Annotated in this window: 25 protein-coding genes and 1 pseudogene; 16 read left to right on the forward strand and 10 right to left on the reverse strand. The window is 55.7% G+C overall.

Going from position 1 to position 25725, the window contains the following annotated elements; all coding sequences use genetic code 11:
- Positions 1–14: 14 nt before the first annotated feature.
- Together plsB and JQR90_RS06230 are read right to left on the reverse strand one after the other, a co-directional pair.
- On the reverse strand, positions 15–2516 hold the full coding sequence (gene plsB / locus JQR90_RS06225; RefSeq protein ID WP_434140648.1) for a glycerol-3-phosphate 1-O-acyltransferase PlsB: 2502 nt from the start codon (positions 2514–2516) through the stop codon (positions 15–17).
- A 16-nt stretch (positions 2517–2532) separates the two neighbouring features.
- Positions 2533–2841 carry a hypothetical protein gene (locus JQR90_RS06230; protein WP_434140649.1) on the reverse strand — a complete coding sequence of 103 codons (309 nt, stop codon included), beginning with the start codon at positions 2839–2841 and terminating at the stop codon, positions 2533–2535.
- Positions 2842–2915: 74 nt separating this feature from the next.
- Here JQR90_RS06230 and JQR90_RS06235 point away from each other — a divergent pair, with 74 nt between their 5' ends.
- A complete protein-coding gene (locus JQR90_RS06235) occupies positions 2916–3125 on the forward strand; it encodes a cold-shock protein (protein ID WP_010797575.1) in 210 nt (69 codons plus the stop codon).
- A gap of 57 nt (positions 3126–3182) precedes the next feature.
- Here the strand turns inward: JQR90_RS06235 and JQR90_RS06240 are convergent, their stop codons facing one another.
- From JQR90_RS06240 to dapE, 3 genes are read right to left on the reverse strand one after another with little or no spacing between them, the layout of a single operon-like run.
- Positions 3183–3563, reverse strand: coding sequence for a hypothetical protein (locus tag JQR90_RS06240; protein WP_019366583.1), 381 nt, complete (start codon positions 3561–3563; stop codon positions 3183–3185).
- Between the two features lie 20 nt (positions 3564–3583).
- The gene (locus tag JQR90_RS06245) at positions 3584–4387 is read right to left on the reverse strand and encodes a putative RNA methyltransferase (protein WP_434140774.1); all 804 of its coding nucleotides are present in this window, start codon (positions 4385–4387) and stop codon (positions 3584–3586) included.
- Positions 4387–5526 (reverse strand): succinyl-diaminopimelate desuccinylase, encoded by a 1140-nt coding sequence (gene dapE, locus JQR90_RS06250; protein ID WP_074827635.1) that lies wholly within the window; start codon positions 5524–5526, stop codon positions 4387–4389. The genes JQR90_RS06245 and dapE overlap by 1 nt, the downstream gene beginning before the upstream one ends.
- A 135-nt stretch (positions 5527–5661) precedes the next feature.
- Here dapE and tcdA point away from each other — a divergent pair, with 135 nt between their 5' ends.
- Positions 5662–6459 (forward strand): tRNA cyclic N6-threonylcarbamoyladenosine(37) synthase TcdA, encoded by a 798-nt coding sequence (tcdA, locus tag JQR90_RS06255; protein WP_312270123.1) that lies wholly within the window; start codon positions 5662–5664, stop codon positions 6457–6459.
- A gap of 9 nt (positions 6460–6468) precedes the next feature.
- Here tcdA and mltF read toward each other — a convergent pair whose 3' ends face one another.
- Entirely contained in the window at positions 6469–7941 is a 1473-nt protein-coding gene (gene mltF / locus JQR90_RS06260) for a membrane-bound lytic murein transglycosylase MltF (RefSeq protein WP_197872739.1), read from the reverse strand.
- Between the two features lie 334 nt (positions 7942–8275).
- Between mltF and purL the strand changes: the two genes are divergently transcribed.
- Together purL and JQR90_RS06270 are read left to right on the forward strand one after the other, a co-directional pair.
- Positions 8276–12175, forward strand: coding sequence for a phosphoribosylformylglycinamidine synthase (purL, locus tag JQR90_RS06265; protein WP_434140650.1), 3900 nt, complete (start codon positions 8276–8278; stop codon positions 12173–12175).
- A gap of 64 nt (positions 12176–12239) precedes the next feature.
- Complete coding sequence (locus JQR90_RS06270) at positions 12240–12551, forward strand: Nif3-like dinuclear metal center hexameric protein (RefSeq protein WP_219652796.1); 312 nt, start codon at positions 12240–12242, stop codon at positions 12549–12551.
- A gap of 50 nt (positions 12552–12601) precedes the next feature.
- On the opposite strand, the gene JQR90_RS06275 is transcribed toward JQR90_RS06270, so the two are convergent.
- Both JQR90_RS06275 and JQR90_RS06280 read right to left on the reverse strand, forming a co-directional pair.
- Positions 12602–13105, reverse strand: a complete 504-nt coding sequence (locus JQR90_RS06275; RefSeq protein WP_037030094.1) for a L,D-transpeptidase family protein — start codon at positions 13103–13105, stop codon at positions 12602–12604.
- 89 nt (positions 13106–13194) lie between these two features.
- Positions 13195–13739, reverse strand: a pseudogene (locus JQR90_RS06280) (NUDIX hydrolase).
- Between the two features lie 113 nt (positions 13740–13852).
- On the opposite strand from JQR90_RS06280, the gene JQR90_RS06285 reads away from it, so the two are divergent.
- The 3 genes from JQR90_RS06285 (at position 13853) to purT (ending at position 16001) form a co-directional block, all read left to right on the forward strand.
- A complete protein-coding gene (locus JQR90_RS06285) occupies positions 13853–14449 on the forward strand; it encodes a CoA pyrophosphatase (protein ID WP_074827631.1) in 597 nt (198 codons plus the stop codon).
- A gap of 94 nt (positions 14450–14543) precedes the next feature.
- Positions 14544–14735, forward strand: a complete 192-nt coding sequence (locus tag JQR90_RS06290) for a DUF1289 domain-containing protein (RefSeq protein ID WP_073450372.1) — start codon at positions 14544–14546, stop codon at positions 14733–14735.
- Between the two features lie 84 nt (positions 14736–14819).
- Complete coding sequence (gene purT / locus JQR90_RS06295; RefSeq protein WP_434140651.1) at positions 14820–16001, forward strand: formate-dependent phosphoribosylglycinamide formyltransferase; 1182 nt, start codon at positions 14820–14822, stop codon at positions 15999–16001.
- Between the two features lie 43 nt (positions 16002–16044).
- On the opposite strand, the gene JQR90_RS06300 is transcribed toward purT, so the two are convergent.
- Together JQR90_RS06300 and JQR90_RS06305 are read right to left on the reverse strand one after the other, a co-directional pair.
- Positions 16045–17355 carry an MFS transporter gene (locus JQR90_RS06300; protein ID WP_010797587.1) on the reverse strand — a complete coding sequence of 437 codons (1311 nt, stop codon included), beginning with the start codon at positions 17353–17355 and terminating at the stop codon, positions 16045–16047.
- Positions 17356–17590: 235 nt separating this feature from the next.
- On the reverse strand, positions 17591–18391 hold the full coding sequence (locus tag JQR90_RS06305; RefSeq protein ID WP_010797588.1) for a cytochrome C assembly family protein: 801 nt from the start codon (positions 18389–18391) through the stop codon (positions 17591–17593).
- Between the two features lie 135 nt (positions 18392–18526).
- On the opposite strand from JQR90_RS06305, the gene ffh reads away from it, so the two are divergent.
- The 9 genes from ffh to JQR90_RS06350 all read left to right on the forward strand — a co-directional run bounded on the left by ffh (position 18527) and on the right by JQR90_RS06350 (position 25673).
- Complete coding sequence (ffh, locus tag JQR90_RS06310) at positions 18527–19903, forward strand: signal recognition particle protein (RefSeq protein ID WP_010797589.1); 1377 nt, start codon at positions 18527–18529, stop codon at positions 19901–19903.
- A 156-nt stretch (positions 19904–20059) separates the two neighbouring features.
- Complete coding sequence (gene rpsP / locus JQR90_RS06315) at positions 20060–20311, forward strand: 30S ribosomal protein S16 (RefSeq protein ID WP_010797590.1); 252 nt, start codon at positions 20060–20062, stop codon at positions 20309–20311.
- A 5-nt stretch (positions 20312–20316) separates the two neighbouring features.
- A complete protein-coding gene (gene rimM / locus JQR90_RS06320) occupies positions 20317–20856 on the forward strand; it encodes a ribosome maturation factor RimM (RefSeq protein WP_010797591.1) in 540 nt (179 codons plus the stop codon).
- Between the two features lie 3 nt (positions 20857–20859).
- Positions 20860–21603: a tRNA (guanosine(37)-N1)-methyltransferase TrmD gene (gene trmD, locus JQR90_RS06325; protein ID WP_010797592.1), complete on the forward strand. Its 744-nt coding sequence runs from the start codon at positions 20860–20862 to the stop codon at positions 21601–21603.
- Positions 21604–21648: 45 nt separating this feature from the next.
- On the forward strand, positions 21649–21999 hold the full coding sequence (gene rplS, locus JQR90_RS06330) for a 50S ribosomal protein L19 (protein WP_010797593.1): 351 nt from the start codon (positions 21649–21651) through the stop codon (positions 21997–21999).
- A 98-nt stretch (positions 22000–22097) separates the two neighbouring features.
- Positions 22098–22517: an acyl-CoA thioesterase gene (locus JQR90_RS06335; protein WP_010797594.1), complete on the forward strand. Its 420-nt coding sequence runs from the start codon at positions 22098–22100 to the stop codon at positions 22515–22517.
- Between the two features lie 15 nt (positions 22518–22532).
- On the forward strand, positions 22533–23423 hold the full coding sequence (xerD, locus tag JQR90_RS06340; RefSeq protein ID WP_010797595.1) for a site-specific tyrosine recombinase XerD: 891 nt from the start codon (positions 22533–22535) through the stop codon (positions 23421–23423).
- 55 nt (positions 23424–23478) lie between these two features.
- Positions 23479–24207, forward strand: coding sequence for a bifunctional protein-disulfide isomerase/oxidoreductase DsbC (dsbC, locus tag JQR90_RS06345; RefSeq protein ID WP_010797596.1), 729 nt, complete (start codon positions 23479–23481; stop codon positions 24205–24207).
- Between the two features lie 161 nt (positions 24208–24368).
- On the forward strand, positions 24369–25673 hold the full coding sequence (locus JQR90_RS06350) for a homoserine dehydrogenase (RefSeq protein ID WP_010797597.1): 1305 nt from the start codon (positions 24369–24371) through the stop codon (positions 25671–25673).
- Positions 25674–25725 lie beyond the last annotated feature (52 nt).

Below are 25725 nucleotides of genomic sequence, written 5' to 3' on the forward strand. Positions count from 1 at the left end.
CTCTTCTGAATGGGTCAATCGGGCATCGGAACTGAGGGCGGAATGCTGGGTTCATCGGGCCGTTCCAATGCCACGTGTCGAATCGACAAGCGTATTTCGGCAGGCAGCATTCGCTTGCCAGCTTCTTCGGCCAGCTCGCCCAGCAGTTCATGGTGGCCAAGCTTGCCTTCGGCGTTCTTGTGCAGCACGCCTTCTTTCAATAACGTTTCGATAAAATGCCGGAACAGGCTTTTGTCAAAGAATTCCGGTGCGTTCAGTCCATGCAGGATGGAAAGTCGCCGTGCCATGACGGTACACAATTCCTCCAGCTCGCTGGCGGTTAGTCTACCCTGGCCCTGGTTGAGCAGTAGGGCAATGGCCATGTAATAACGCTGTAACGTTTGCTGAATGCTGCGGGCCAGCAGTGCCAGACGTACAAACTGCCGTGAGCTGGGAGGCGGGCGTTTGAAGGTCTCGTCCTCTTGCTGAAGCAGGTCATACTCCACCAGCGCTGCCAGCCACTGATCAATCATGGCGGGCAGCTCGTCGCGGTCCCAGCGGATGAACAGTTCGGCTTGTAAATAAGGGTATAGCGCCAGGGTAAACCGGTGAATCTGCTCTCGGCTCATGCGAGGCGTGTTCTGGAAGAAACTGGCCAGTAATGCCGGTAATGCAAAAATGTGCAGGATGTTGTTGCGATAGTAGGTCATCAGGATGGCATTCTGCTCATCGAGATAGAGTATACGGCCCAGCGCATCCTGTTGCTCGGCCAGCAGGTTCAGACTCTTCACGTAGTCCACCTGCGCTTGTCCGTCACCCTCGGGCAGGGTTGCAGAGGGCGAGTAGGGAACCTTTCGCAAAAGCCCCAGGTAAAGGTCTAGTACGCCAACCAAAGCGCGCTCATCCATCGCCTGTCGATGGGTGGATAGCATGATCAATGCCACCAGATTAACGGGGTTGATGGCTGCCGCATCGTTGATCCTGCGAGCCACCACCTCACCCAGGCAGTGAGTCAGCGTGCTGAACCACTCAGGGCGGGCATCATGATCAAAGGAGAGATTACGCCAGCCTTCCTGGCGCTGGTCCAGAAACTGCGGCAGGCTCAGGGGCTCGCCAAAATTGACCCACACCTGACCGAAGCGCTTGCGCAAGGCCCCTACGGCCTTGAACACATCAAAGATAGATTCCTTCTTCTTGGCCGCTCCCCGTAACTCGCCCAGGTAAGTGCGGCCTTCAAAGACCCGCTCGTAGCCAATGTACACTGGCACGAATACCAGCGAACGACGGGAGTCCCGCAAAAAGCTGCGCAAGGTAATGGCCAGCATGCCGGTGCGTGGCTGCAGCATCCGTCCCGTTCGCGAGCGACCGCCTTCTACAAAGTATTCGGTCGAGAAGCCCCGGGAAAACAGGGTGTGCATGTATTCATTGAAGACAGCGGTATAGAGCGCATTGCCCTTGAAGCTACGGCGCATAAAGAAGGCACCGCCACGGCGCAAAATATTTCCCACGACGGGCATGTTCAGGTTGATACCTGCTGCGATGTGTGGAGGCGTCAGTCCATTGTGAAATAACAGGTAGGACAGAAGCAGATAGTCCATGTGGCTGCGGTGGCAGGGCACATAAACGATCTCGTTGCCCTGCGCCACATTCTGGACGCGCTCGATATGATTTACCCGCAGCCCTTCATAGAGCTTGTTCCAGAACCAGGTCAAGATGACTTCAAGGCAGCGTACTACCGGATACGAGAAGTCCGAGGCTATTTCCTGGGCATACTCCAAAGCCTGCTGCTCGGCTTGTGCATGAGATGTGTTCCCATGCCTGGCTTCATGTTCGATTGCCTCACGAACCTGGGGGGCCTGGATCAGGCTTTTGACCAGATTGCGCCGGTGGGAGATATCGGGGCCGATAACCGCTGTTTTCAGGTTGCGAAAGTGCACTCTCAGGATACGCAGCACCATGCGTTGAGTGCGCTCCTGCCCTTTGTTCTGGGCGACAAGCCGGCTCAAATGGATGGGCTCGGAAAACAACACCCGTGTCATACGGCCCAGAACAACGATGCGTGCCAGTTTGCGTAGTCGGCCTGCAATGACCCAGTTATCTGTCCAGAGCAGTTTCCAAAGGCTTGTTTCACGGTCAGGCGACTGCCCCCAGAACACGCTGACAGGTACGATCTGGGCATCTTCGACTGTGCTTTGGCCAACAGCTTCAAGCAGTCGGGTAAGGCAGGGTGGAACGTTACGCCTGGTAGGACGACCCAGCCAGTCAGGTGAGGGCGTTGTATAGATATAGGCATTCGGTTCGACCACATCCCCAATCGTTACGGGTGTTACCGGACGGGGCAGGCCATTTTTGATGCATTCGGCATCCAGGACGGCCAGATCGCTTAGCGAATGCTCCTGCAGAACATAGATCACCGGCTTGCTGCGGTCGAGCTTGAGGGTTACTGCTGACTGATTGATGGTCTGCGAGCGAACCCAGGTGTACAGCAGGCGTTTGAAGGCAGCAAATAGCATGCGGCGAAAAGGGGAGCGATTCATGACATGTACCTGAAATTCAAGCGAGCAGTGTGCCGTAATGGCCCGATGGCGCAAAGCCCACGATCATCAGACTGAAACACTCGTCAGCAAAACTAAAGAGGCTCAGGCACTGCTTGATTGGCGCTCTTTTTTTGACATTTCGATTACGCAATTTGTTGTTATAAAGCACGAATTTTGTGCTTTCAGTTACGATTAATACGTAATTAGCACCAAAAAAGAGCATAAAACATTTTAGTGATAAAACCTGTTGCAATTGCCTGGAAACTTTTGCTTTATACGCCGGTACGGCGGAAACGAGCATCAGTTGTTTGGCCTGGAAGGCCATGAGGATGACTCGGATCGGCTGGGGAGCTGTCCTGCAAGGGCACAGATAATAATTGCGAAGCTTGGAGAGTGGTAATGGCTGAACGTGAGACCGGAACCGTCAAGTGGTTCAATGACGCCAAAGGTTATGGATTCATTCAACGTGAGAGTGGCCCGGATGTGTTTGTTCATTACCGCGCCATCCGTGGCGAGGGGCATCGCTCGCTGATTGAAGGCCAAAAGGTGGAGTTTTCTGTGATTCAGGGCCAGAAAGGTCTACAGGCCGAAGACGTCTCCAAGCTTTGAATCCTGAAAAAAAGCCCGTCAGTTGAGCTGACGGGCTTTTTTATTACTGGCAAATCTTCAGGTTCGCCAGATGATTTCTTCTATGCCGGCTGAGGTGACTTTTATCCAGCGATCGGCATCATCCTCGCCCTGTTCCTCTTCCCAGCTCCCTGGGGCGCACCGTACCTGGATATCCAGTGCGGCAGCGGCTGCCTTGGCGCAGGCCAGATCGTCTTCCCAGGGGGTTGCATCGCTTTCCAGCAAAAGGCTGTTCCATTTGCCGACAGCTTTGGGTAGCCAGGTTACTGGAATCACAGTGCCCTGGTAGTCGACCGTACACTTGTAGGTTTGCCCCTGCTGGCGCCACTCGCTGCAGGTACCCAGCGCCTGGCTCAGCCACTCGGTAATAGCAGGCTGGTCGGCATCCTTGAGGTAGATTTCAATGTCTGGCTGGCGCATGGTTAATCTCGATAGGGCTTTCAGGTCCGGGTAATCCAATCGTAGCGTACGGCAACGGTGACCTCGAAGGGTTCAGCCAGTACGCGTTCGCGACGCTCGGCATTAACACGCCAACCATGGGGTGTCATGGATAGCAGATCGGCTCGAGCTTCGCGAGTTTCCAGGCTGAGGCGAAAATTCAAGGTTTCACTGTCGGCCAATGTCAGCGCCGAAGGTAAGCCCTGCAGGTGCTTGGCCTCGTCATAATCACGCACATCATCGTACAGCCGCTGGCGCAGTTCGATCAGATGATCACGCGCCGGACCAAGGCGCAGCACGCCGCCGCCGGGCGTCACCAAGCGTACGGCTTCAGCCCAGTCAATCGGACTGAATACGCTGGTGAGGAGCTGGCAGCTTGTGTTGGGCAAGGGAATACGGGCCATGCTGGCAACCAGCCAGTTCACCTGCGGCGCCCGGCGACTCGCCCGGCGTACCGCCTCACGGGAGATGTCCAGCGCGTAACCATCGCTCTGTGGCAGTGCTTCTGCCAGACGCATGGTATAAAAACCTTCGCCGCAACCAATATCGACCCAGCGAGCCGGTGCTTTTTCCTGTGCCAGTTCCGCCAGACGCTGCGCCAGCGGAGCATAGTGGCCAGCATCGAGAAAGTGGCGACGCGCCTCAACCATCTCGGCATTGTCGCCAGGGTCACGGCTTTTCTTGTGCTGTACAGGCAGCAGGTTCAAATAGCCCTGGCGTGCACGGTCAAAACGGTGGCCTTGCTCACAGACAACACCTTGTTGTGCCTCGGTCAGCTGGGCTGAGCAGAGGGGGCAGATCAATATCATGCCAGCAGCCTTACCAGAGTCTGGTAGTACACCTCGGTCAACAAATCCAGGTCACTAGCCAATACTCGCTCATTGACCTGATGAATCGTGGCGTTAACAGGCCCGACTTCAACCACCTGTGTGCCAAGCGTGGCAATAAAGCGACCATCCGAGGTCCCGCCGCTGGTAGAGGCTTCTGTTGTAAGACCGGTAACCGCCTGGATGCTCGAGGCGATAGCGTCCAGCAATTCGCCAGGCTCGGTGATGAAGGGCAGGCCCGAAAGAGACCAGTCAATGTGCCAGTCAAGGTTATGCTTGTTCAGGATAGCCTCAACGCGCGCCTTGAGTCCCTCTTCGGTCGACTCGGTCGAAAAGCGGAAGTTGAACAGGGCATTCAGTTCGCCCGGGATTACGTTATTTGCGCCTGTGCCCGAGTTCAGGTTGGAGATCTGGAACGTGGTGGGCGGGAAAAAGTCATTACCGGCATCCCACTGCTCAGCGGCAAGTTCTGCCAGCGCCGCTGCGGCCAGATGAATGGGGTTGCGGGCCAGATGAGGGTAGGCCACGTGGCCTTGCTTGCCACGAATCGTCAACTTGCCGTTGAGCGAACCGCGGCGACCGTTCTTGACGACGTCGCCTAGAAGCGTCGTACTGGAAGGCTCGCCTACAATGCACCAGTCCAGGCGTTCATTGCGTGCACGCAGACGTTCGACAACCGCGCGTGTCCCGTGCAGGGCAGGCCCTTCTTCATCACTGGTAATCAGAAAGGCAATGGCGCCTCGATGGTTGGGGTGATCGGCTACGAAGCGTTCGACCGCGATGATCATGCTGGCCAGGCTGCCTTTCATGTCCGCTGCGCCACGCCCCAGGAGCATGCCGTCTGCATCGACCTGAGCATCGAAGGGGCCTTGTTGCCAGGCCTCGACCGGCCCGGTCGGCACGACGTCGGTATGCCCGGCGAAGCACAACACCGGACCTTCGCCTCCCCGGCGTGCCCAAAAATTATCGACGTTTTCGATACGCATGGGCTCGAGCGCAAAACCTGCTGCTTCAAGCCGCGTCATCATAAGGGCTTGGCAACCCTCGTCGACCGGTGTGACGGAGGGGCGGCGGATGAGCTCGCAGGCAAGCTCGAGCGTCGGGGTAAGGGTCGTCATGGATGAATCCTGAAGGAGCAAGGGCACGAAAAGTTGTCCATGGTAAAGCAAAACGCCATAAGGAGCGTCGCTCTTCGGTGATCAACAATGACGTGGCATGTCTTTATACTGTTAGCTCGCTGAGTGAGAGCCGTTATGAATATTGATCAACAACGCTTTGGTGGCATTGCCCGCTTGTATGGTAACGATGCGCTCGAGCGTCTGGCTGCCAGTCATGTCGCGGTAGTCGGTATTGGTGGCGTAGGGTCTTGGGCGGCCGAGGCCCTGGCGCGTAGTGGCGTTGGCCGTATCAGTCTGTTCGATCTGGACGATGTCTGCATCAGCAATACCAACCGACAAATCCATGCGCTGGAAGGACAGGTGGGACGGGCCAAGGTCGATGTGATGGCTGAGCGCATCCGGGCAATCAACCCGGCGTGCGCCGTCCATGCCGTGGCGGATTTCGTCACGCGGGAGACCATGGCGGATTACATCACGCCGGAGATGGATCTGGTGCTGGACTGTATCGATAGCGTCGCGTCCAAAGCTGCTCTGATCTCATGGTGCAAGCGCCGCAAGATCAACATCATCACAACCGGTGGAGCGGGTGGTCAGATCGACCCGACCCAGATTCAGGTCGTCGATTTGAACCGGACCTATAACGATCCGCTGGCGTCCCGCGTACGTTCACTGCTGCGCCGCGACTATGGGTTTTCACGTAACCCCAGCCGGCACTACAGCGTGCCGTGCGTGTTCTCGACCGAGCAGCTGCGTTATCCCAAGCCGGATGGCAGCGTGTGCCAGCAGAAAAGCTTTGTAGGGGAAGGGGTACGACTGGATTGCTCCGGCGGTTTTGGTGCGGTCATGATGGTGACCGCAACCTTTGGCATGGTGGCCGCAGCCAAGGCGGTAGATAAACTGATCGCCAACCCTTCAAAGCCAAAGACGGTCTAGGCCCGTCGGCTACATTTCCTGCTCGGGTTCCTTTTCAGCGATACCGGGCAGGTGCATGCCGCTCTTGGCCAGCTGTGAGCCTTCCATTTGCGGCTGGGTCACCCAGGTCAGAATGTCGTAGTAGCGGCGAATATTCTGCACGAAGTGCACCGTTTCGCCGCCTCGGGCATAGCCGTAACGGGTCTTGCTATACCATTGCTTCTGACTGAGTCGTGGCAGCATGCGTTTGACGTCCAGCCAGCGATTAGGATCCAACCCTTCGTCCTGCGCCATCTTTCGCGCATCTGCAATATGCGCACTGCCAATGTTGTAGGTTGCCAGGGCGAACCAGGTCCGATCCGGCTCCTTGATCGACTCGGGAAGCTCGCCGCGAATCTGATTGAAATACCGGGCGCCGCCCTCGATGCTCTGGAAGGGGTCGAGCCGGTTGGACACGCCCATGGCCTGGGCTGTGTTGTTGGTCAGCATCATGAGGCCGCGTACCCCGGTTTTTGAGGTCGCATCAGCCTGCCACATCGATTCCTGATACCCGATGGCAGCCAAAAGCCGCCAATCGACCTCCCGTTGCTGTGCGGCCTTGCGGAAGTGCTTTTCATAAACAGGTAGGCGTTGTTGCAGGTGCTGGGCAAAGGTGTAGGCGCCTACATACCCCAGAACATCCACATGACCGTAGTAGCGCTCCTTGAGGTGCTGAAGTGTATTGTCCTGCTTGGCCTTGTCGATAAAAGCGTTGATGGCTTTCATCAAGGTGCCGTCTTCGCGCTCGGCTGTTACCCAGGCGAGGCTTTGCCCATCTCCGAGATCAAAGGCGACGCGCACGTTGGGAAAGTAGACCTGATTCATGGCCAGCTCGTTGGAGTCGACCAGCGTAAGATCGATCTGGCCCTCATCGACCATCTTCAGCAGGTCAGCCACCTCGACCTGATCGGACTCTTCGTAGGTAAGATCCGGCTGCTGGGGTTTGAGCGCGGCCAATTGTTCCGCCTGGCTGCTTCCCTTAAGCACCATGATGCGCTTGCCTACCAGATCGCTTACCTGTGCAGGGCGCCGTGAACCATTGCGGTAGATGACCTGCGGAACAACGTCAAGATAGGGATGTGAGAAGTGGAACTTCTCGTGCCGTGCCGGGCTGGGCGTCAGGCCTGCCGCTGCCAGGACTGGTCCTTCAGCACTGTCGAGACGGTTGAAAAGATCATCCAGGTTATCTGCAGTTTCGATCTGCAGTTTGAGCCCCATACTGTCGGCGAAGCTTTTCACCAGCTCGTATTCGAAGCCGGTATCACCGTTACGGTCCTGGAAATAGGTCGCCGGGCTGTTGCGGGTAATAACGCGTAGAACACCCTCCTTCTGTATCCGTTCCAGGGTAGTGGGTTGTTTGGGAGGAGCTTCGTCAGGCTCTTCGCACCCCTGGAGCAACAGAAAGATCGCAGTCGCCATGATGCAGGCGATTCGTTTCAGGCAAAGCGCATGGTGTGCAAACATCCACTCAGTATACGCAAAGCTATCCAAGTGCCATACCAGGGGAGCGCCACAGAATTTTCTATTGCCTGGATTCCACTCGTAACCAATTTTTGCTAAGCAAGGCCAAAATATCCGAGTGAAATGGGATCAGTCGCGATGATTCCGGGGTTTCCAAGGGACGTCTTCAAGTCATCGAGAGGTCGTTATTTCTGGAGCGAAGCGCTTCTCAGGACGGCTGGATGAGTCGGTTTGACGCAGCATTAGCGAAACCTTTGTCGCCTAAAGGTGTCTCGCCGGGTCCTTTGCGGTAGAATACCGGCCCCTGAAATTCCTCTAGCCCCGAGGCTGTCCTACGATGCTGATCTTGCGCGGCGCTCCCGCTCTTTCTTCGTTTCGTCACGGCAAACTGCTCGACCAACTGACCCGTAAAGTGCCGGGTGTTTCCGGACTTTATGCCGAGTTCGCTCATTTTGCCGAGGTGGTCGGCACGCTTACCGCTGAAGAGGAGCACGTGCTTGAGCGCTTGCTCAAATACGGACCCAGTGTTCCGGTACAAGACCCTGTAGGCCGGCTGTTCCTGGTAGTCCCGCGCTTTGGCACGATTTCGCCGTGGTCCAGCAAGGCCACTGACATCGCCCATAATTGCGGTCTGGCCAAGATCGAGCGCATCGAGCGGGGCGTCGCCTATTATATTGCCGGCGATCTGTCCGATGCCGATGTTCAGGCTGTGGCTGCCACCCTGCATGATCGTATGACCCAGCTCGTACTGGGAGGTCTGGATGAGGCTGAAGCCCTGTTCAGTCATGCGACGCCCAAGCCGCTGACGGTCATCGATATCCTGAATGGCGGCCGTGCCGCGCTGGAAAAGGCCAACAGCGAACTAGGTCTTGCCCTGGCGGATGATGAGATCGATTACCTGGTCAAGAGTTTCCAGGGACTGGGTCGCAACCCCCATGACATCGAGCTTATGATGTTTGCTCAGGCAAACTCCGAGCACTGCCGTCACAAGATCTTTAATGCCAGCTGGGATATCGATGGCGAAGGCCAGGAAAAATCCCTGTTCGGTATGATCAAGAACACCTATGAAATGCACCGTGAAGGCGTCTTGTCTGCCTACAAGGATAACGCTGCGGTGATCGAGGGATTTACTGCCGGTCGTTTCTATCCTGACCCGCAGACTCGTCAGTACAGCGCCAATCAGGAGCCGATTCATATCCTGATGAAGGTGGAAACCCATAACCACCCGACAGCAATTGCACCATTCCCTGGCGCCTCTACGGGTTCGGGTGGCGAAATCCGAGACGAGGGGGCGACCGGTCGTGGTGCAAAACCCAAGGCAGGTCTGACCGGTTTCACGGTTTCCAACCTGAATATCCCAGGTTTCGAGCAACCTTGGGAAAAGCCATACGGCAAGCCCGAACGCATCGTGACACCACTCGATATCATGATCGAAGGGCCATTGGGCGGCGCGGCGTTCAACAACGAATTTGGCCGCCCGGCACTGGCAGGTTACTTCCGTACCTTCGAGCAGGCGGTTGAAACCCCACGTGGCGAAGAGGTCCGGGGCTATCACAAGCCGATCATGCTGGCGGGCGGTATGGGTAACATCCGTGCCGACCATGTCCAGAAAGGTGATATCTCCGTAGGTGGCAAGCTGATTGTCCTGGGTGGCCCGGCCATGTTGATCGGCCTGGGTGGAGGCGCTGCCTCGTCGATGTCCACTGGCTCCAGCTCGGCAGACCTGGACTTCGCTTCCGTGCAGCGTGAAAACCCCGAGATGGAGCGCCGCTGCCAGGAGGTGATCGACCGCTGCTGGCAGATGGGTGACAAAAACCCTATTACCTTCATCCATGACGTAGGCGCAGGCGGTCTATCCAATGCCTTCCCTGAGCTTGTCAACGATGCCGGTCGTGGCGGTCGCTTTGAGCTGCGCAACGTACCTAACGACGAGCCCGGCATGAGCCCGCTCGAGATATGGTGCAACGAGTCCCAGGAACGCTATGTGCTGTCCGTGGACGCTGAGAACTTTGAAACTTTCAAGGCCATTTGTGAGCGTGAACGTTGCCCGTTCGCGGTAGTTGGCGAGGCTACTGAAGAGCGTCGTCTCACGGTAGCGGACAGCCATTTTGAAAATAATGCGGTCGACATGCCGCTAGATGTTCTTCTGGGCAAGCCTCCACGTATGCATCGCTCCGCTACTCGCGAGGAAGCGCTGGGTGATGACTTTGACGGTGCCGGCCTGGAGCTCAAGGAGGCGGTAGAGCGCGTTCTTCGGCATCCAGCCGTTGCCAGCAAGAGCTTTCTGATCACCATCGGTGACCGGACCATCACTGGCCTGGTTGCGCGTGATCAAATGGTTGGTCCCTGGCAGGTTCCAGTGGCTGACTGTGCGGTTACAGCGACCAGCTACACCGCTTATACCGGCGAGGCAATGGCCATGGGCGAGCGTACGCCCTTGGCATTGCTGGATGCGGCAGCGTCTGGCCGGATGGCGGTAGGTGAAACACTGACCAACCTGGCGTCGGCGCGTATCGAGAAAATCAGCGATATCAAGCTTTCCGCCAACTGGATGGCAGCTGCCGGACATCCGGGTGAGGATGCTCGCCTGTACGATACGGTAAAGGCAGTGGGCATGGAGCTGTGCCCGGCTTTGGGTATCACCATCCCCGTGGGCAAGGACTCCATGTCCATGAAGACCCGCTGGGAAGAAAACGGTCAAGACAAGAGCGTGACGTCGCCTCTGTCGCTGGTCGTGACGGGCTTTGCTCCAGTGCAGGATATTCGTCAGACCCTGACGCCTGAGCTGCGCATGGATAAAGGCGAAACGGACCTGATCCTGATCGATCTTGGTCGAGGCCAGAACCGCCTGGGTGGTTCAATTCTGGCGCAGGTTCACAACAAGATCGGCCACAAGGCACCTGATGTGGATGATGCAGAGGACCTCAAGGCCTTCTTTGCCGTCATCCAGGGGCTCAATAAGGACGGGCTCATCCTGTCCTATCATGACCGTTCCGATGGTGGCCTGATCACGACGCTCGTGGAGATGGCATTTGCCGGTCACTGTGGCCTGTCTCTGAAACTGGATGCCTTGGCCGCTACCCGTGATGAACTGACCCGCGCCTTGTTTGCCGAGGAACTGGGTGCTGTGATCCAGGTGCCTCAGGATTTCACATCCGAAGTGCTGGCGCAGTTCACTGCTGCAGGTCTTGAGGATTGCGTGGCGGTCATTGGCCAGCCGGTAAACGGTTACGAGGTCAATATCACCTATAACGAGCAGAACGTCTTCAAGGCCGAGCGCCGCTCGTTGCAGCGTATCTGGAGCGAAACCAGCTATCAGATCCAGCGACTGCGTGACAACGCTGACTGTGCTCAGCAGGAATACGACGCATTGCTCGAAGAGAACAATCCGGGCCTGTCTGCCAAGCTGAGCTTTGATCCGAACGAAAACATCGCTGCACCTTATATCAAGACAGGTATACGGCCTCAGGTCGCGGTTCTGCGTGAGCAGGGCGTTAACGGTCAGGTCGAAATGGCTGCAGCGTTTGACCGTGCCGGCTTTGCCTCGGTAGACGTGCACATGAGCGATATTCTTGCTGGTCGTGTCGATTTGAATGACTTCAAGGGTGTCGTTGCGTGCGGCGGTTTCTCCTACGGTGACGTCTTGGGTGCCGGTGAGGGATGGGCCAAGTCGATTCTGTTCAACGCCCGTGCACGTGATGCGTTCCAGCAATTCTTCGAGCGTACGGATAGCTTTACGCTAGGCGTCTGCAACGGCTGCCAGATGGTCTCGAACCTGCGCGAGCTTGTTCCAGGCAGTGAATTCTGGCCACGCTTCGTGCGTAACCGCTCAGAGCAGTTCGAAGCGCGTATTGCGATGCTACAGGTACAGGAATCGCCATCCCTGTTCTTTGCGGGCATGGCAGGCTCGCGCATGCCGATTGCCATTGCGCACGGTGAAGGCCATGCCGAGTTCAGGGACGCCGCGGCCCTGCAGGCAGCAGATGCCTCTGGCACCGTCTCGCTACGCTTCGTTGACAACCATGGGCGTGTCACCGAGACGTATCCGGCCAACCCCAACGGCTCGCCGCTGGGTATTACGGGCCTGACCAGCCGTGATGGTCGCGTCACCATCATGATGCCGCACCCTGAACGCGTTTTCCGCGCAGTTCAAAATTCCTGGATCCCACGTGATTGGCAGGGCGAGGACGGCGGCTGGATGCGCATGTTCCGTAATGCGCGTGTCTGGGTAGACTGATAAGTCCGAGAAGGCCGGTCATACTGTTTCAGGTATGACCGGCCTTTTTGCATCTGGAGGATTTATGTACAAGTTATGCTTCTATGTGCCAGGCAGCCATCTGGAGTCCGTCAAGGACGCGGTATTTTCTGCAGGAGGTGGTCGCATCGGTAATTACGAGGCGTGCTGCTGGCAGGTCTTGGGGGAGGGGCAGTTTCGCCCATGTGCTGGAAGCAACCCTTTTCTAGGGAAGATTGGCGAGCTGGAGCGCGTGGCAGAATGGAAAGTAGAGCTGGTCGTGACCGATGACTATGTAAAGCAGGCTGTCGAGGCGTTACGCAAAGCCCATCCCTATGAGACGCCAGCCTATGAGGTGTGGCAGCTGGCGTCATTCTAGATCAAGGCCGAACGTTGTGACTCCTGTGCTTCAAGGTGTGTACGGGAGCTTCAGGGGCGTATCTCGATCAACGTACCGTCCTTGACCAGCGTCCAGATTTCACGCATATCTGCATTGGTTAGCGCAATGCATCCATTCGTCCAGTTCAGCGAAGAAAAATACCACTCTGGGTATTCTTCATCGATAGGTGTGCCGTGAATCATAATCATGCTGCCCGGTGGCACGCCTGCTGCTTTTGCGCGTGCCAGGTCCTGTGCATTGGGGTATGAGATGTGCATCGACAGATTGAACTTGTCGCTCGTCTTTCGCCAGTCTATCCAGTAGAAGCCTTCTGGCGTGCGCTGATCCCCTTCGCGAAACTTGGGCCCCTTGGGGAATTTGCCCAGTGATACCCGGTAGGACTTGATGGTTTCGCCCTTGCTGAGCAGCTCAAGCTTGTTCATCGACTTTATGACCAGCACCTTGTCGATTGTCCGGCCATCAAGTGTTGTTGTCGTGCTGGCAAGGCAGAGGGTAGAGAAAAACAGGCAACAGAAAGCAGTAAGCCAATACATCCGGCGCATTTGAAAAATAATCCCTAGCTAAGCGACTGCAGAAAGCAGCCAAGGCGTGCTGCTGTTCACTCTGTATATATCAGCTGGAACTAGCGTTCCAGCATGGGTGCGATGCCTTCATGATGCACTGAATAGTGACCGGTTCGGCGATCAGCAAAAAAGCATTCTAGGGTACGCGCAATGGTCGGAAAAGCGAGTGACGACCAAGGGAGATATCTGCTTCGTCAAACAGGGCTGTTTCCAGGCTTTCTTCACCAATGCCAAACGACCCGCCGACAAGCTCGCCGCGGAACAGCATATAAACCTGATTGATATGGGGCAGGTCGAATAAGGTATAGAGCTTGAGGTTGCCGACGTTAGCGCAGGCTTCCTCCCAAGTCTCACGGGCGGCGGCCTGTTCGATCGTTTCGCCGTTTTCCATGAAGCCGGCCGGGAGTGTCCAGTAGCCGCGGCGAGGTTCAATGGCGCGGCGACATAAAAGTACTTTATCTCCCCAGACGGGCAGGCATCCCGCCACAATGCGAGGGTTCTGGTAGTGCACCGTGTGGCACTGTGTGCAGATGTAGCGAGGGCGCGTATCCCCCTCGGGAATGCGCTGAACCAGCGTGCCGCCGCAATAGTTACAGAATTTCATGATGCCTCCTCGTCGTCCTGCCATCTTGCGAGGAGCTGAGGCTGCAAGCAAGGGGTTGGGCAAGCTGGATATTCCATGCCATGATGCCTCAAGAGTAAGCGTGTGGAGAAAGCATCGTGGATGAGTTGCTCCATCGATTGCGGCATTATCGACCGCGTCACCTGGAGACTGATCGTACACACCCCGAAGCCGCCGTATTGTTGCCTATTATTCGAGGTGATGATCCTGAGCTGGTTCTGACGCTGCGCGCCAGCAATCTGTCGACGCATGGGGGAGAGGTCGCATTACCAGGTGGGCGACGTGATCCGGAAGATCCGGACCTTATTCATACAGCGCTGCGTGAGGCGTATGAGGAGATTGGTCTGCCGCCGGGGCTGGTTGAAGTAGTAGGGCCGTTGAGCCCCTTGATTTCTTATTACGGGATCAAGGTAACGCCTTATGTCGGCATTATTCCCGATTACGTGGAGTACACGCCCAACGACGCTGAAATCGCAGCCGTATTTACGGTTCCGCTCAGCTTTCTGTGCGAAGTGCCTCCAGAAGTCACGCTGAGGATCGATGAGCAAGGGCGACGTTCCTATATCCCAAGTTATCAGTACGGTGAGTATCGGATCTGGGGCCTGACGGCTGCCATTATCGTGGAGCTGGTCAACCTGCTCTATGATGCCGGCATTTCGCTCCATGAGCCGCCTCATTCAGTTGAGAAATGATGCCTTTTGATGCACTTCTGCCATCAGGCCAAGTAGAATTCATGCCAACGATACGTTATCAGGCCGCTGCCTGTACGAGATGACAGCCTTGGACATGAATGAAAACGAAAAGCCTGTTCGCTCTCCCTGCGTGCAAGTCTGTGTGCTGGATGAGGCCGATATGTGCACAGGATGCCAGCGCACCGCTCAGGAAATATCTCAATGGGGACGTATGACCAACACCGAGCGGCGTAGGGTCTTGCAGCTGTGTGAGGAACGTGCCTGCGCCGCTGGCCACTATTTCTAAGGGCACCTCAGATAGCGATCGAGTGCGTTGTCGCTATGGGGCAGCCCGGTTAAATCCATGACTGTATACACCAGAGGATGCTGCATGACCCAGATAGGAACTCCATTGTCACCTACCGCCACTCGCGTTCTGTTATGTGGCTCTGGTGAGCTTGGTAAAGAAGTTGTCATCGAGCTACAGCGTTTGGGTGTGGAGGTCATTGCCGTCGATCGTTATGCCAATGCACCGGCCATGCAGGTAGCCCATCGTAGTCATGTCATCAATATGCTGGATGGCGCCGCGCTTCGCGCGATCATCGAGCAGGAAAAACCTCATTACATCGTGCCCGAGATCGAGGCAATTGCCACGGCAACCCTCGTTGAGCTGGAGGGTGAAGGGTATACCGTCGTGCCTACTGCACGCGCTGCGCAGCTGACCATGAACCGCGAAGGTATTCGCCGTCTGGCTGCGGAGGAGTTGGGTTTGCCCACTTCACCGTATCACTTCGCGGACACCTTTGAAGAGTATGCCGCTGCCGTCGAATCTGTAGGCATGCCCTGTGTCGTGAAGCCGATCATGAGCTCCTCCGGCAAGGGGCAGAGCGTTATCAAGTGCAGCGAAGACATTCAGGCCGCCTGGGATTATGCTCAGGAGGGCGGACGAGCGGGTAAGGGACGCGTCATTATTGAAGGCTTTATCGACTTTGACTATGAAATCACCTTGCTGACAGTCCGTCATGTCAATGGAACATCGTTCTGCGAACCTATTGGTCATCGTCAGGTAAAAGGTGATTACCATGAGTCCTGGCAGCCGCAAGCGATGAGTCCCAAGGCACTTGCTGAGTCCGAGCGTGTCGCCAGGGCGGTTACCGAGGCGCTGGGCGGGCGTGGTCTGTTTGGTGTTGAGCTGTTTGTCAAAGGCGATCAGGTGTGGTTCAGTGAAGTCTCTCCACGTCCCCATGATACAGGCCTGGTAACGCTGATCTCTCAGGATCTCTCTGAGTTTGCCCTTCATGCCCGTGCCATTCTGGGATTACCGATACCGGTCATTCGCCAGTTTGGTCCATCAGCCTCTGCCGTACTGCTGGTTGAAGGACAATCTACCCAGACAAGTTTCGGCAATCTGGGTGCAGCGCTAAGTGATCCGGATACGGCCCTGCGCCTGTTTGGCAAGCCTGAAGTGGCAGGGCAGCGCCGAATGGGCGTGGCACTGGCTCGAGATGAGTCGGTGGAAGCGGCCCGTGAAAAGGCGACCAAGGCGTCGCAAGCCATCAGCGTAACGCTTTAATCCTTCGGGACGACAGCCCTGCCTGCACAGGGCTGTCGCTTGATTACAATTCCCGATCTCGTGTTTCCTTAAGGCACAGTACGGCAATCAAGCTGATCAGCGCCGCTGCGGAAACATAACCTCCTACCCAGCTCAAGCCTCCGGTATCGGCTAGCTTCTGCGCAATATAAGGCGCTACCGAGGCACCCAGGATGCCGCCGAGGTTATACGCGGCCGAGGCGCCGGTATACCTGACGTGGGTGGGGAAAATCTCCGGTAACAGCGCGCCCATCGGTGCGAACGTCATACCCATGAGAAACAGCTCCAGCGCCAGGAAAAGCGCAATGCTACCTGTTGAGCCATGGGTAAGCAGCGGCTCCATGGCAAAGCCTGACAGCAGGGCGGCGGCTGCACTGATTGCCAGAACTGGTTTGCGGCCATAACGGTCGGCAAGCCAGGCCGACAGAGGTGTAGCCAGAGTCATGAACAGAACGGCAAAGCACAGGAGCCCTAGAAAGCCCTCTCGGCTGAACCCTAGTGTTTTAACGCCATAGCTCAGCGAAAACACCGTTGAGATATAGAACAGCGCATAGCACACCACCATGGATAAGGCGCCCAGCAGCATGGGATGCCAGTGCTTGGTAATTGCTTCGGTTAATGGAAGACGTAGCTTTTCGTGTCGCTCCATGGCTTTGGCAAACACTGGTGTTTCACTTAGTTTGAGGCGGACATAAAGGCCAACCATTACCAAGGCGGCGCTCAGGATGAAAGGAATCCGCCAGCCCCAGGCCTTAAATTGCTCGTCCGATAGCAGCACGGCCAGCGCGAGAAACAAGCCGTTAGCCGCAAGAAAGCCGATAGACGGGCCCAGCTGAGGAAACATGCCAAACCAGGCTCGCTTGTTCTTCGGCGCATTTTCCGTTGCCAGCAGCGCGGCGCCACCCCATTCTCCGCCCAGCCCAAGCCCTTGGGCGAATCTGAGAACGCACAACAGCACGGGGGCCCAGCCACCTATGCTGGCATAGCCAGGGAGCAGGCCGATCAGCGTGGTCGAAACACCCATCAAGAGGAGCGAAGCCACTAGAGTGGATTTTCGACCAATCCGATCGCCGAAATGGCCAAACAGTGCAGAGCCGAGAGGACGGGCCAGGAAAGCGATGCCAAAGGTGATGAATGCGCTGAGTGTTTGCGCAATCGCAGATGTTTGTGGAAAGAACACCGGGCCGATGACCAGCGCAGCGGCGGTAGCGTAGACATAAAAATCGTAAAACTCGATAGCCGTGCCGATAAAGCTTGCCGTTGCGATACGGGCTGTAGAGTTTGCAGGCGCGGCAGGCGAAACAGGTTCCGCCTCGTAGGTTGCAGTAGCAGTCATTGGATGTCCCAGGCGCTGTCGTTTTTTATGGCCTGACTCGTACGCTTGCCCGGGTAAGGCGCAGGTGCGTAATCATCCGGTGCGGATGTGAATCGTTAGCCTGTTATGACGCGGCTCTATCGGCGAGGGGGTAACCGCAGAGAGAGACGTTTAGCTGGGTAAGCCTTTGGATTATGGACAAGCCTTGCCGGAAACGGCAAGGCTTGCGAAGGGCAAAGGGCCTATGAGGCGATCTTCAGATGTGCAGGATGAATTCACGTACCAGCTTGCTGCCGAAATACGCGAGCATCAATAGGCAGAAGCCGGCCAGTGTCCAGCGGATGGCCTTGTGTCCACGCCAGCCCATGCGATGACGCCCCCACAGCAGGACGCCAAACAGGACCCACGCCACACAGGACAGAACCGTCTTGTGCACCAGGTGCTGGGCAAGCATGTCTTCGAGAAACAGCCAGCCGGAAATCAGGGACAAGGACAATACAGCCCAACCCGCCCACAGAAAACCAAACAGCAGGCTTTCCATGGTTTGCAGAGGGGGGAAGCTCCGGATCAGCCCCGATGGGTGCTTGTTCTTGAGCTGCCTGTCCTGAATCAATAGCAGCAACGATTGAAAAACAGCCAGTGTTAACAGACCGTAGGCAACAATCGAGAGCAGGACATGGGTTAATATGCCCGGCGTAATATCGATCGGTTGAACAGTGCCCGACGGTAACACGTCAGCCAGGAGCGTCGTGATGGCTCCTAGAGGATAAATCAGTACCAGTAATGTCTGTAGCGGCATGCGGATGCAGCCGAGCAGAATCAAAAGTATGGCTACCGCCGCGATCAGGCTGGACGCATCAAAAAAGTCCAGCGAAAGGCTGCTGGGTAGAATCAGCTGAATGAACAAGGCCGCGCCATGGGCGAGCAACGCTACTACGCCCAACGAGACCAAAAGGGTATTGTTGGGACGCTTGCGCGTGGTCAGACACACACTTTGATAGGCCGTGGCGACACTATAGAGAAGGGCAGCCGTCAGGCTGGGCAACAGGGATGACATAAATCCTTGAATCACTGAGCCGAAAGCAGATGAGTTTGGCACAGATGCCAGTGTTCAAGGAAGACTGTAGACGATGCCAGCCGACGTCCTCTTCGTTATACTTCACAACCTGCCGCCAGTTTTGGACGCATTTGCATGTTTGAAAACCTGACAGATAGACTCTCACAGAGCCTTCGCCATATCACTGGCAAGGCAAAATTGACCGAAGACAACATCAAGGACACGCTGCGTGAAGTGCGCATGGCGCTCCTTGAGGCGGACGTGGCGTTGCCGGTCGTCAAGGATTTCGTCAATAAGGTCAGGGACCGTGCCGTAGGCACTGAAGTCTCCAAGAGCCTCACTCCTGGCCAGGCCTTCGTGAAAATCGTTCGAGCCGAGCTCGAAGAGCTGATGGGGGCTGCAAACGAAGATCTGGCTCTCAATGTCTCTCCACCGGCCGTTATTCTCATGGCCGGTCTGCAGGGTGCAGGTAAGACCACTACAGCAGGCAAGCTGGCGCGCTTCCTGAAAGAGCGCAAGAAGAAAAGCGTTCTTGTTGTCTCTGCTGACGTCTATCGTCCTGCCGCGATCAAGCAGCTGGAAACCTTGGCTCATGAGGTCGGCGTTACGTTCTATCCCTCCGATATCAGCCAAAAGCCTGTTGCGATCGCCGAAGCCGCTGTGCGTGAAGCCAAGCTCAAGTTCATTGATGTCGTAATCGTGGATACCGCTGGTCGTTTGCATGTCGATGCAGAAATGATGGCTGAAATTCAGCAGGTTCATGCCGCGATCAAGCCTGCCGAAACGCTGTTTGTTGTGGATGCCATGACGGGTCAGGACGCGGCTAATACCGCCAAGGCCTTCAATGACGCGCTTCCCTTGACAGGCGTCGTGCTGACCAAGGTCGACGGTGACGCCCGTGGCGGTGCGGCATTGTCCGTGCGAGCCATTACAGGCAAGCCGATTAAATTCCTGGGTATGGGAGAAAAGAGCGAGGCGCTGGATCCTTTCCATCCTGATCGTATTGCTTCCCGTATTCTGGGTATGGGCGATGTGCTCAGCCTTATCGAGCAGGCCGAGCAGAACCTGGATAAAGAAAAAGCCGAAAAGCTGGCCAAGAAGCTCAAGAAGGGCAAAGGGTTCGATCTGGAAGACTTCCGTGACCAGCTTCGCCAGATGAAAAGTATGGGCGGCCTTGGCTCGCTTATGGACAAGCTTCCTACCATGATGGGTGGTGTCAATTTGTCCCAGATGGGAAATGCTCAGGGAGCAGCCGAAAAACAGTTCAAGCAGATGGAGGCTATTATCGACTCCATGACGCCTGCTGAGCGCCGTGATCCAGAGACGATCAGCGGCTCGCGCAAGCGTCGAATCGCCATGGGTTCTGGAACCCAGGTACAGGATGTAGGCCGCCTCATCAAGCAGCATAAGCAGATGCAGAAAATGATGAAAAAGGTGACCTCAAAAGGCGGCTTGTCAAAGCTTATGCGTGGCATGGGCGGCATGTTCCCAGGAGGAATGCCCAAGCTGTAAATCCCCAGGTTGCTGCCGTTGGGCGATCAGCCCTGCATAAGATAGGGAAAAAGAGTTTGCAATCGCTCGGATTATCCTTAGAATATGCGGCCTTTCGGGCCTGAGGCCCAGCGTGCGTAACATTTGTAAAGCACCGACTACAGGAACAAAGTTCACATGTTAACCATCCGTCTTGCCCGTGGTGGCTCCAAGAAGCGCCCCTTCTATCACCTGACCGTGACCAACAGCCGTAACGCCCGTGATGGTCGTTTCGTTGAGCGCATCGGCTTCTTCAATCCGGTTGCTTCCGGTAATGAAATCCGTTTGTCTGTTGACTCCGAGCGCGCTAGCTACTGGCTGAGCCACGGTGCACAGCCGTCTGAGCGCGTTGCTCAGCTGCTCAAGGACTCTGCTAAGGCAACTGCCTGAACTTTATGAGTCAGACGCCTGCGCCTGAAGAGGACCTGGTTGTCCTCGGTAAGATTGTCTCGGTGTATGGCGTGCGTGGCGAAGTGAAGGTCTATTCCTTCACCGACCCCTTGGACAATCTGCTGGAGTATCGTCATTGGACCCTACGTCGTGATGGCGAAATCCGCAAGGTAAGTTTGGTAAAGGGCAGCCTTCACGGCAAAGTCCTGACGGCCAAGCTTAAAGGTCTGGATGATCGCGAAGAGGCACGAGCCCTTTCAGGGTTCGAAATTTGTGTGCCTCGCCATGAGCTTCCAGGCCTGAACGAAGGTGATTACTACTGGTACCAGCTCGAAGGGCTGAAAGTGATCAACCAAGAAGGGCAGATGCTCGGCGTGGTGGATCATTTGCTTGAGACTGGTTCCAACGATGTCATGGTGGTAAAGCCATGTGTCGGCAGTCTGGACGATCGCGAACGCCTGTTGCCCTATGTTTTGGAGCAATTCGTCAAATCGATTGATCTAGTGGCAGGTGAGATGCGGGTTGACTGGGACGCGGATTTTTAAATCATGCGTGTCGACGTCATCAGTATCTTTCCTGAAGTATTCACAGCCGTCCGTGATTTCGGAATTACCGGTCGTGCGGTCAAGCAGGGGTTACTTCAACTCAATTGCCTGAATCCGCGGGACTATACCGAAGACCGGCATCAGACTGTTGATGATCGTCCTTTTGGGGGTGGTCCCGGCATGGTGATGAAAATTCAGCCATTGGAGCGGGCATTGAATAATGCACGCAGCAAGGCTGAGGGCTCGGTAAAAGTAATTTACCTTTCCCCTCAAGGGCGACAGCTGTCGCAGCAAGGGGTGAAGGAGCTGGCGAAAGAAGAACACCTCATTCTGATCGCTGGTCGTTACGAAGGTATCGACGAGCGCTTTATTGAAGCGCACGTTGATGAAGAATGGTCGATTGGTGACTATGTGCTGTCTGGCGGCGAGCTGCCAGCAATGGTCCTGATCGATGCGGTGACGAGGCTACTGCCTGGAGCGTTGGGGCATGTAGATTCCGCCGAGCAGGACTCGTTTACGGACGGTTTGCTCGATTGTCCTCATTACACTCGACCTGAGGTGTATGAGGGACGGCGGGTACCTGATGTGCTGCTCAGTGGTAATCACGAGCATATCCGGCGTTGGCGTTTACAGCAGTCCCTTGGAAGGACCTATAAACGGCGCGCTGATCTTCTGGAAAGACGCTCGCTTTCTGGAGAAGAGCAGAAGCTGTTGGCGGAATTCCTTCGTCAACAGGACGATAGTTAACGTATCGATGGCAGGTCTGACGGCTTGTCTTAGGAGCACACTAGCATGACCAACAAGATTATTGCACAGCTTGAAGCTGAACAAATGAACAAGGAAATCCCGGCTTTCGCGCCCGGTGATACCGTAATCGTTCAAGTAAAAGTAAAGGAAGGCGACCGTCAGCGTCTGCAGGCCTTTGAAGGCGTTGTAATTGGCAAGCGTAACCGCGGCCTGAACAGTGCTTTCACCGTTCGCAAGATTTCCAACGGTGTAGGTGTAGAGCGTACCTTCCAAACTTACAGCCCCATGATCGACAGCGTCAGCGTCAAGCGTCGCGGTGATGTTCGTAAAGCCAAGCTGTACTACCTGCGCGAACTGTCTGGCAAGGCAGCACGTATCAAGGAAAAGCTGGCTTAATTCAGCGATTCCACAAAAAAGCAGCCCTAGGGCTGCTTTTTTGTTGCGTGGATGAAAAGTCAGTATGGTGAGTTAGCTAAGCGAGTTCCCGGATGTCCATGACCCCTAGAGAGCAAGAAATCGCACGCCGAACAGAGCTGGCTGAAACGCGCGTGGCCAAAGCGGTATTTCCTCCTGATACCAATCATCATCACACGTTGTTTGGCGGGCAGGCGATGGCGTGGATGGATGAAGTCTCTTTCATTACGGCGACACGGTTTTGCCGTTTGCCGCTGGTAACGGTATCGACCGACCGTATCGATTTTAATCACGCCATTCCAGGTGGCTCTATCGTTGAGCTGATTGGTCGAGTGATAAAAGTGGGTAATACCAGCATCAAGGTGGGTGTCGAGGTTTACCTCGAGAGTATGTATAACGAAGGACGTGAACTGGCGATCAGTGGTGCGTTTAGCTTTGTTGCAATCGATGAGGATAAGCGTCCCGTCGCTGTTCTGCCGGACTTCCCTCAACACTCCTGAGTTGTAACACTGCCGATGCGAGATCATCCGTACATCAATCGATTTTTGGATGCCCTATGGCTTGAGAAAGGCTTATCCGAACACACGCGTGACGCCTATTCCAATGATTTAGGGCAGTTCAACGCCTGGTTGACGGAGCAGGGCGTTTCGCTTGAAAAAGCTGGTCGAGAGATGATTCTTGATCACTTGGCCTGGCGGCTGGACAAGGGTTACAAGGCACGCTCAACGGCGCGTTTTCTATCGAGCGTTCGTGGTTTTTATCGATATGCGGTTCGTGAAGGACTGATCGATGTTGATCCTACGCTACAGGTCGATATGCCTCGCCTTGGCGCTCCTCTACCCAAAAGCTTGTCCGAGGCAGATGTCGAGGCATTGCTTGCCGCACCGGATACTGATGACCCGCTGGGCTTGCGTGATCGAACCATGCTGGAGGTACTGTATGCAACGGGTCTTCGAGTCAGCGAGCTGGTTGGGTTGACGCTTCAGCAGGTAAATCTGCGACAGGGCTCGATGCGGGTGTTTGGCAAGGGAAACAAGGAGCGTCTGATTCCTCTGGGGGAGGAGGCTATCAATTGGCTGGAGCGGTATGCGAAGGAAGCGCGCGGCCTGTTACAGAACGGGTTGGCATCTGATGTGCTGTTTCCGAGCCTGCGTGGGACTGAAATGACGCGGCAGACCTTTTGGCACCGCATCAAGCTGCACGCCCAGGTGGCCTGTATCGACAAGCCGCTTTCACCCCATACGCTGCGCCATGCCTTTGCAACCCATCTGCTCAACCATGGTGCTGACTTGCGTACCGTACAAATGCTTTTAGGCCATTCAAGCCTTTCGACAACCCAGATTTACACGCATATCGCCCGGGCTCGTTTGCAGGCTCTGCATGCGGAACATCATCCTCGCGGTTAAATTGTAGGGTCGGCCTCTGTGGTAGGCTGGCAGCTATTGTTCACAGGAGTTATTCATGCGCATTACTCGTTTGGTGCTGGCGGTTTGCCTGGGGCTCGCAAGTACTTTTGCAATGGCTGAATCCGAGCAGGCTATCCGTAAGACCTTGAGTGCATTACAGCCTGATCTGGGTATCGAGTCGATTGGAAAAAGTCCTTTTGAAGGCCTTTATGAGGTTCAGCTCAAGGGCGGGCGTATCCTGTATGCCAGTGCTGATGGGCAATACATCGTTCAAGGATACCTGTACCAGTATAAGGACGGTCACGCCGTTAACCTGACGGAACAGGCTGAAAATGCAGCAGTGGCCAAGCAGATCAATGGTTTGGACAAGCAGCAGATGGTCGTCTTTCCGGCAGTGGGCGAGACGAAAGCTCACATTACAGTTTTTACGGATACCACATGCCCTTATTGCCAGAAACTACACGCCGAAGTTCCCAAGTTGAACAAGCAGGGTATCGAGGTGCGTTATCTGGCATTCCCGCGTCAGGGTTTAAATTCGGCGGGGTATAAGCAGCTTGAGGCAGTATGGTGCTCCAAGGATCGGGCCGAGGCGATGGAGCGCATGTTCGAGGGTAAGGAAATCAAGGCTGCCTCCTGTGATGATCCGGTTGCGAAGCAGTTCACTTTGGGACAACAGATTGGCATTCAGGGCACGCCTGCCATTATTCTTGCCAATGGACATATGATCCCTGGTTACCAGCCAGCGTCAGAATTGGTAAATGACGCGCTGGCAGCCGGTAAATAGGTATAGTGCAGTCATGACGGCCGAGCTAAGCTCGGCCGTTTGGTCTTGACGATAAGCCTGAGCGATACGTGGCAGCCAAGCGGCGTGCTTGAGGTAAACTCCGTTTCCAAGTTTTTATCAGCCCGGGTGTTCTACCGAGGCCTACAGCAGGGGAATAAAGCGTGAAACCGGTAAAAGTGGGTATTTGCGGACTGGGTACCGTGGGTGGCGGTACTTTCAATGTGCTCAAACGAAACGCTGAAGAGATTGCACGTCGTGCCGGCCGTGGTATTGAAGTAGCACAGATTGCTCAGCGTCGTCCTAATCCCAAGTGTGATACCGGTATTACCCCGATTACCGACGATGTGTTCGCTGTGGTGGATAACCCGGAAATCGACGTGGTGGTCGAGCTAATTGGTGGTTACACAGTGGCCCGTGAATTGGTCATGCGTGCAATCAACAACGGCAAGCATGTGGTTACCGCAAACAAGGCGTTGATCGCAGTGCATGGCAATGAGATTTTTGCCAGGGCGCGTGAAAAAGGCGTCATCGTAGCCTTCGAAGCGTCGGTTGCTGGAGGCATTCCTGTTATCAAAGCTGTGCGTGAGGGCCTTGCGGCTAACCGCATCAATTGGGTGGCGGGAATCATCAACGGTACTGGCAACTTTATCCTGACCGAAATGCGCGAAAAGGGCCGTACGTTCGAAGACGTACTCAAGGAAGCCCAGGCGCTCGGTTATGCCGAGGCGGATCCAACCTTTGATGTTGAAGGTATCGATGCGGCGCATAAACTTACCATTCTGGCATCCATTGCCTTTGGTATTCCGCTTCAGTTCGATAAGGCCTACACCGAAGGCATTACCACGCTGACCACGGCCGACGTTGGTTATGCCGAGGCGCTGGGTTACCGCATCAAGCACCTGGGCGTTGCGCGCAGCACCGAGAAGGGTATTGAGCTACGTGTTCATCCCACCCTGATTCCAGCCGATCGCCTGATTGCCAACGTAAATGGGGTAATGAACGCCGTCATGGTTAACGGTGATGCGGTGGGTTCGACACTGTTTTATGGCGCGGGCGCTGGTATGGAGCCAACGGCTTCCTCCGTAGTGGCTGATCTTGTCGATGTGGTACGTGCCATGACGTCAGATCCGGAAAATCGCGTTCCGCACCTGGCCTTCCAGCCTGACGCTTTGTCCGATCATCCGGTATTGCCTATCGAAGCCTGTGAGAGCGCCTACTACCTGCGTATCCAGGCCAAGGACCATCCAGGTGTGTTGGCCCAGGTGGCAAGTATCCTGTCGGAGCGTGGCATTAATATAGAGTCGATCATGCAGAAGGAAGCCGAGGAACATGACGGCTTGATTCCCATGATTCTGCTGACCCACCGGGTACATGAACAGCATATGAATGAAGCCATCAAGGCGCTTGAGTCACTTGAGGATGTGGTAGGGGCTGTTGTTCGTATCCGAGTCGAACATCTGAACTGATCCAGGCCGGCCGGATGATGGATCCGGCTATCAGCTGCTCTAATTGAAGGTT

The sequence above is a fragment of the Pseudomonas sp. JZ114 genome (genome assembly GCF_051027705.1).
Lineage (GTDB): Bacteria > Pseudomonadota > Gammaproteobacteria > Pseudomonadales > Pseudomonadaceae > Chryseomonas > Chryseomonas luteola.

What these genes read in the sequence shown, in the direction of transcription:
- plsB (WP_434140648.1), bottom strand. Translation starts at nt 2,516, where the DNA reads ATGAATCGCTCCCCTTTTCGCCGCATGCTATTTGCTGCCTTCAAACGC.
- JQR90_RS06230 (WP_434140649.1), bottom strand. Translation starts at nt 2,841, where the DNA reads ATGGCCTTCCAGGCCAAACAACTGATGCTCGTTTCCGCCGTACCGGCG.
- JQR90_RS06235 (WP_010797575.1), top strand. Translation starts at nt 2,916, where the DNA reads ATGGCTGAACGTGAGACCGGAACCGTCAAGTGGTTCAATGACGCCAAA.
- JQR90_RS06240 (WP_019366583.1), bottom strand. Translation starts at nt 3,563, where the DNA reads ATGCGCCAGCCAGACATTGAAATCTACCTCAAGGATGCCGACCAGCCT.
- dapE (WP_074827635.1), bottom strand. Translation starts at nt 5,526, where the DNA reads ATGACGACCCTTACCCCGACGCTCGAGCTTGCCTGCGAGCTCATCCGC.
- tcdA (WP_312270123.1), top strand. Translation starts at nt 5,662, where the DNA reads ATGAATATTGATCAACAACGCTTTGGTGGCATTGCCCGCTTGTATGGT.
- mltF (WP_197872739.1), bottom strand. Translation starts at nt 7,941, where the DNA reads ATGTTTGCACACCATGCGCTTTGCCTGAAACGAATCGCCTGCATCATG.
- purL (WP_434140650.1), top strand. Translation starts at nt 8,276, where the DNA reads ATGCTGATCTTGCGCGGCGCTCCCGCTCTTTCTTCGTTTCGTCACGGC.
- JQR90_RS06270 (WP_219652796.1), top strand. Translation starts at nt 12,240, where the DNA reads ATGTACAAGTTATGCTTCTATGTGCCAGGCAGCCATCTGGAGTCCGTC.
- JQR90_RS06275 (WP_037030094.1), bottom strand. Translation starts at nt 13,105, where the DNA reads ATGTATTGGCTTACTGCTTTCTGTTGCCTGTTTTTCTCTACCCTCTGC.
- JQR90_RS06290 (WP_073450372.1), top strand. Translation starts at nt 14,544, where the DNA reads ATGAATGAAAACGAAAAGCCTGTTCGCTCTCCCTGCGTGCAAGTCTGT.
- purT (WP_434140651.1), top strand. Translation starts at nt 14,820, where the DNA reads ATGACCCAGATAGGAACTCCATTGTCACCTACCGCCACTCGCGTTCTG.
- JQR90_RS06300 (WP_010797587.1), bottom strand. Translation starts at nt 17,355, where the DNA reads ATGACTGCTACTGCAACCTACGAGGCGGAACCTGTTTCGCCTGCCGCG.
- JQR90_RS06305 (WP_010797588.1), bottom strand. Translation starts at nt 18,391, where the DNA reads ATGTCATCCCTGTTGCCCAGCCTGACGGCTGCCCTTCTCTATAGTGTC.
- ffh (WP_010797589.1), top strand. Translation starts at nt 18,527, where the DNA reads ATGTTTGAAAACCTGACAGATAGACTCTCACAGAGCCTTCGCCATATC.
- rpsP (WP_010797590.1), top strand. Translation starts at nt 20,060, where the DNA reads ATGTTAACCATCCGTCTTGCCCGTGGTGGCTCCAAGAAGCGCCCCTTC.
- rimM (WP_010797591.1), top strand. Translation starts at nt 20,317, where the DNA reads ATGAGTCAGACGCCTGCGCCTGAAGAGGACCTGGTTGTCCTCGGTAAG.
- trmD (WP_010797592.1), top strand. Translation starts at nt 20,860, where the DNA reads ATGCGTGTCGACGTCATCAGTATCTTTCCTGAAGTATTCACAGCCGTC.
- rplS (WP_010797593.1), top strand. Translation starts at nt 21,649, where the DNA reads ATGACCAACAAGATTATTGCACAGCTTGAAGCTGAACAAATGAACAAG.
- JQR90_RS06335 (WP_010797594.1), top strand. Translation starts at nt 22,098, where the DNA reads ATGACCCCTAGAGAGCAAGAAATCGCACGCCGAACAGAGCTGGCTGAA.
- xerD (WP_010797595.1), top strand. Translation starts at nt 22,533, where the DNA reads ATGCGAGATCATCCGTACATCAATCGATTTTTGGATGCCCTATGGCTT.
- dsbC (WP_010797596.1), top strand. Translation starts at nt 23,479, where the DNA reads ATGCGCATTACTCGTTTGGTGCTGGCGGTTTGCCTGGGGCTCGCAAGT.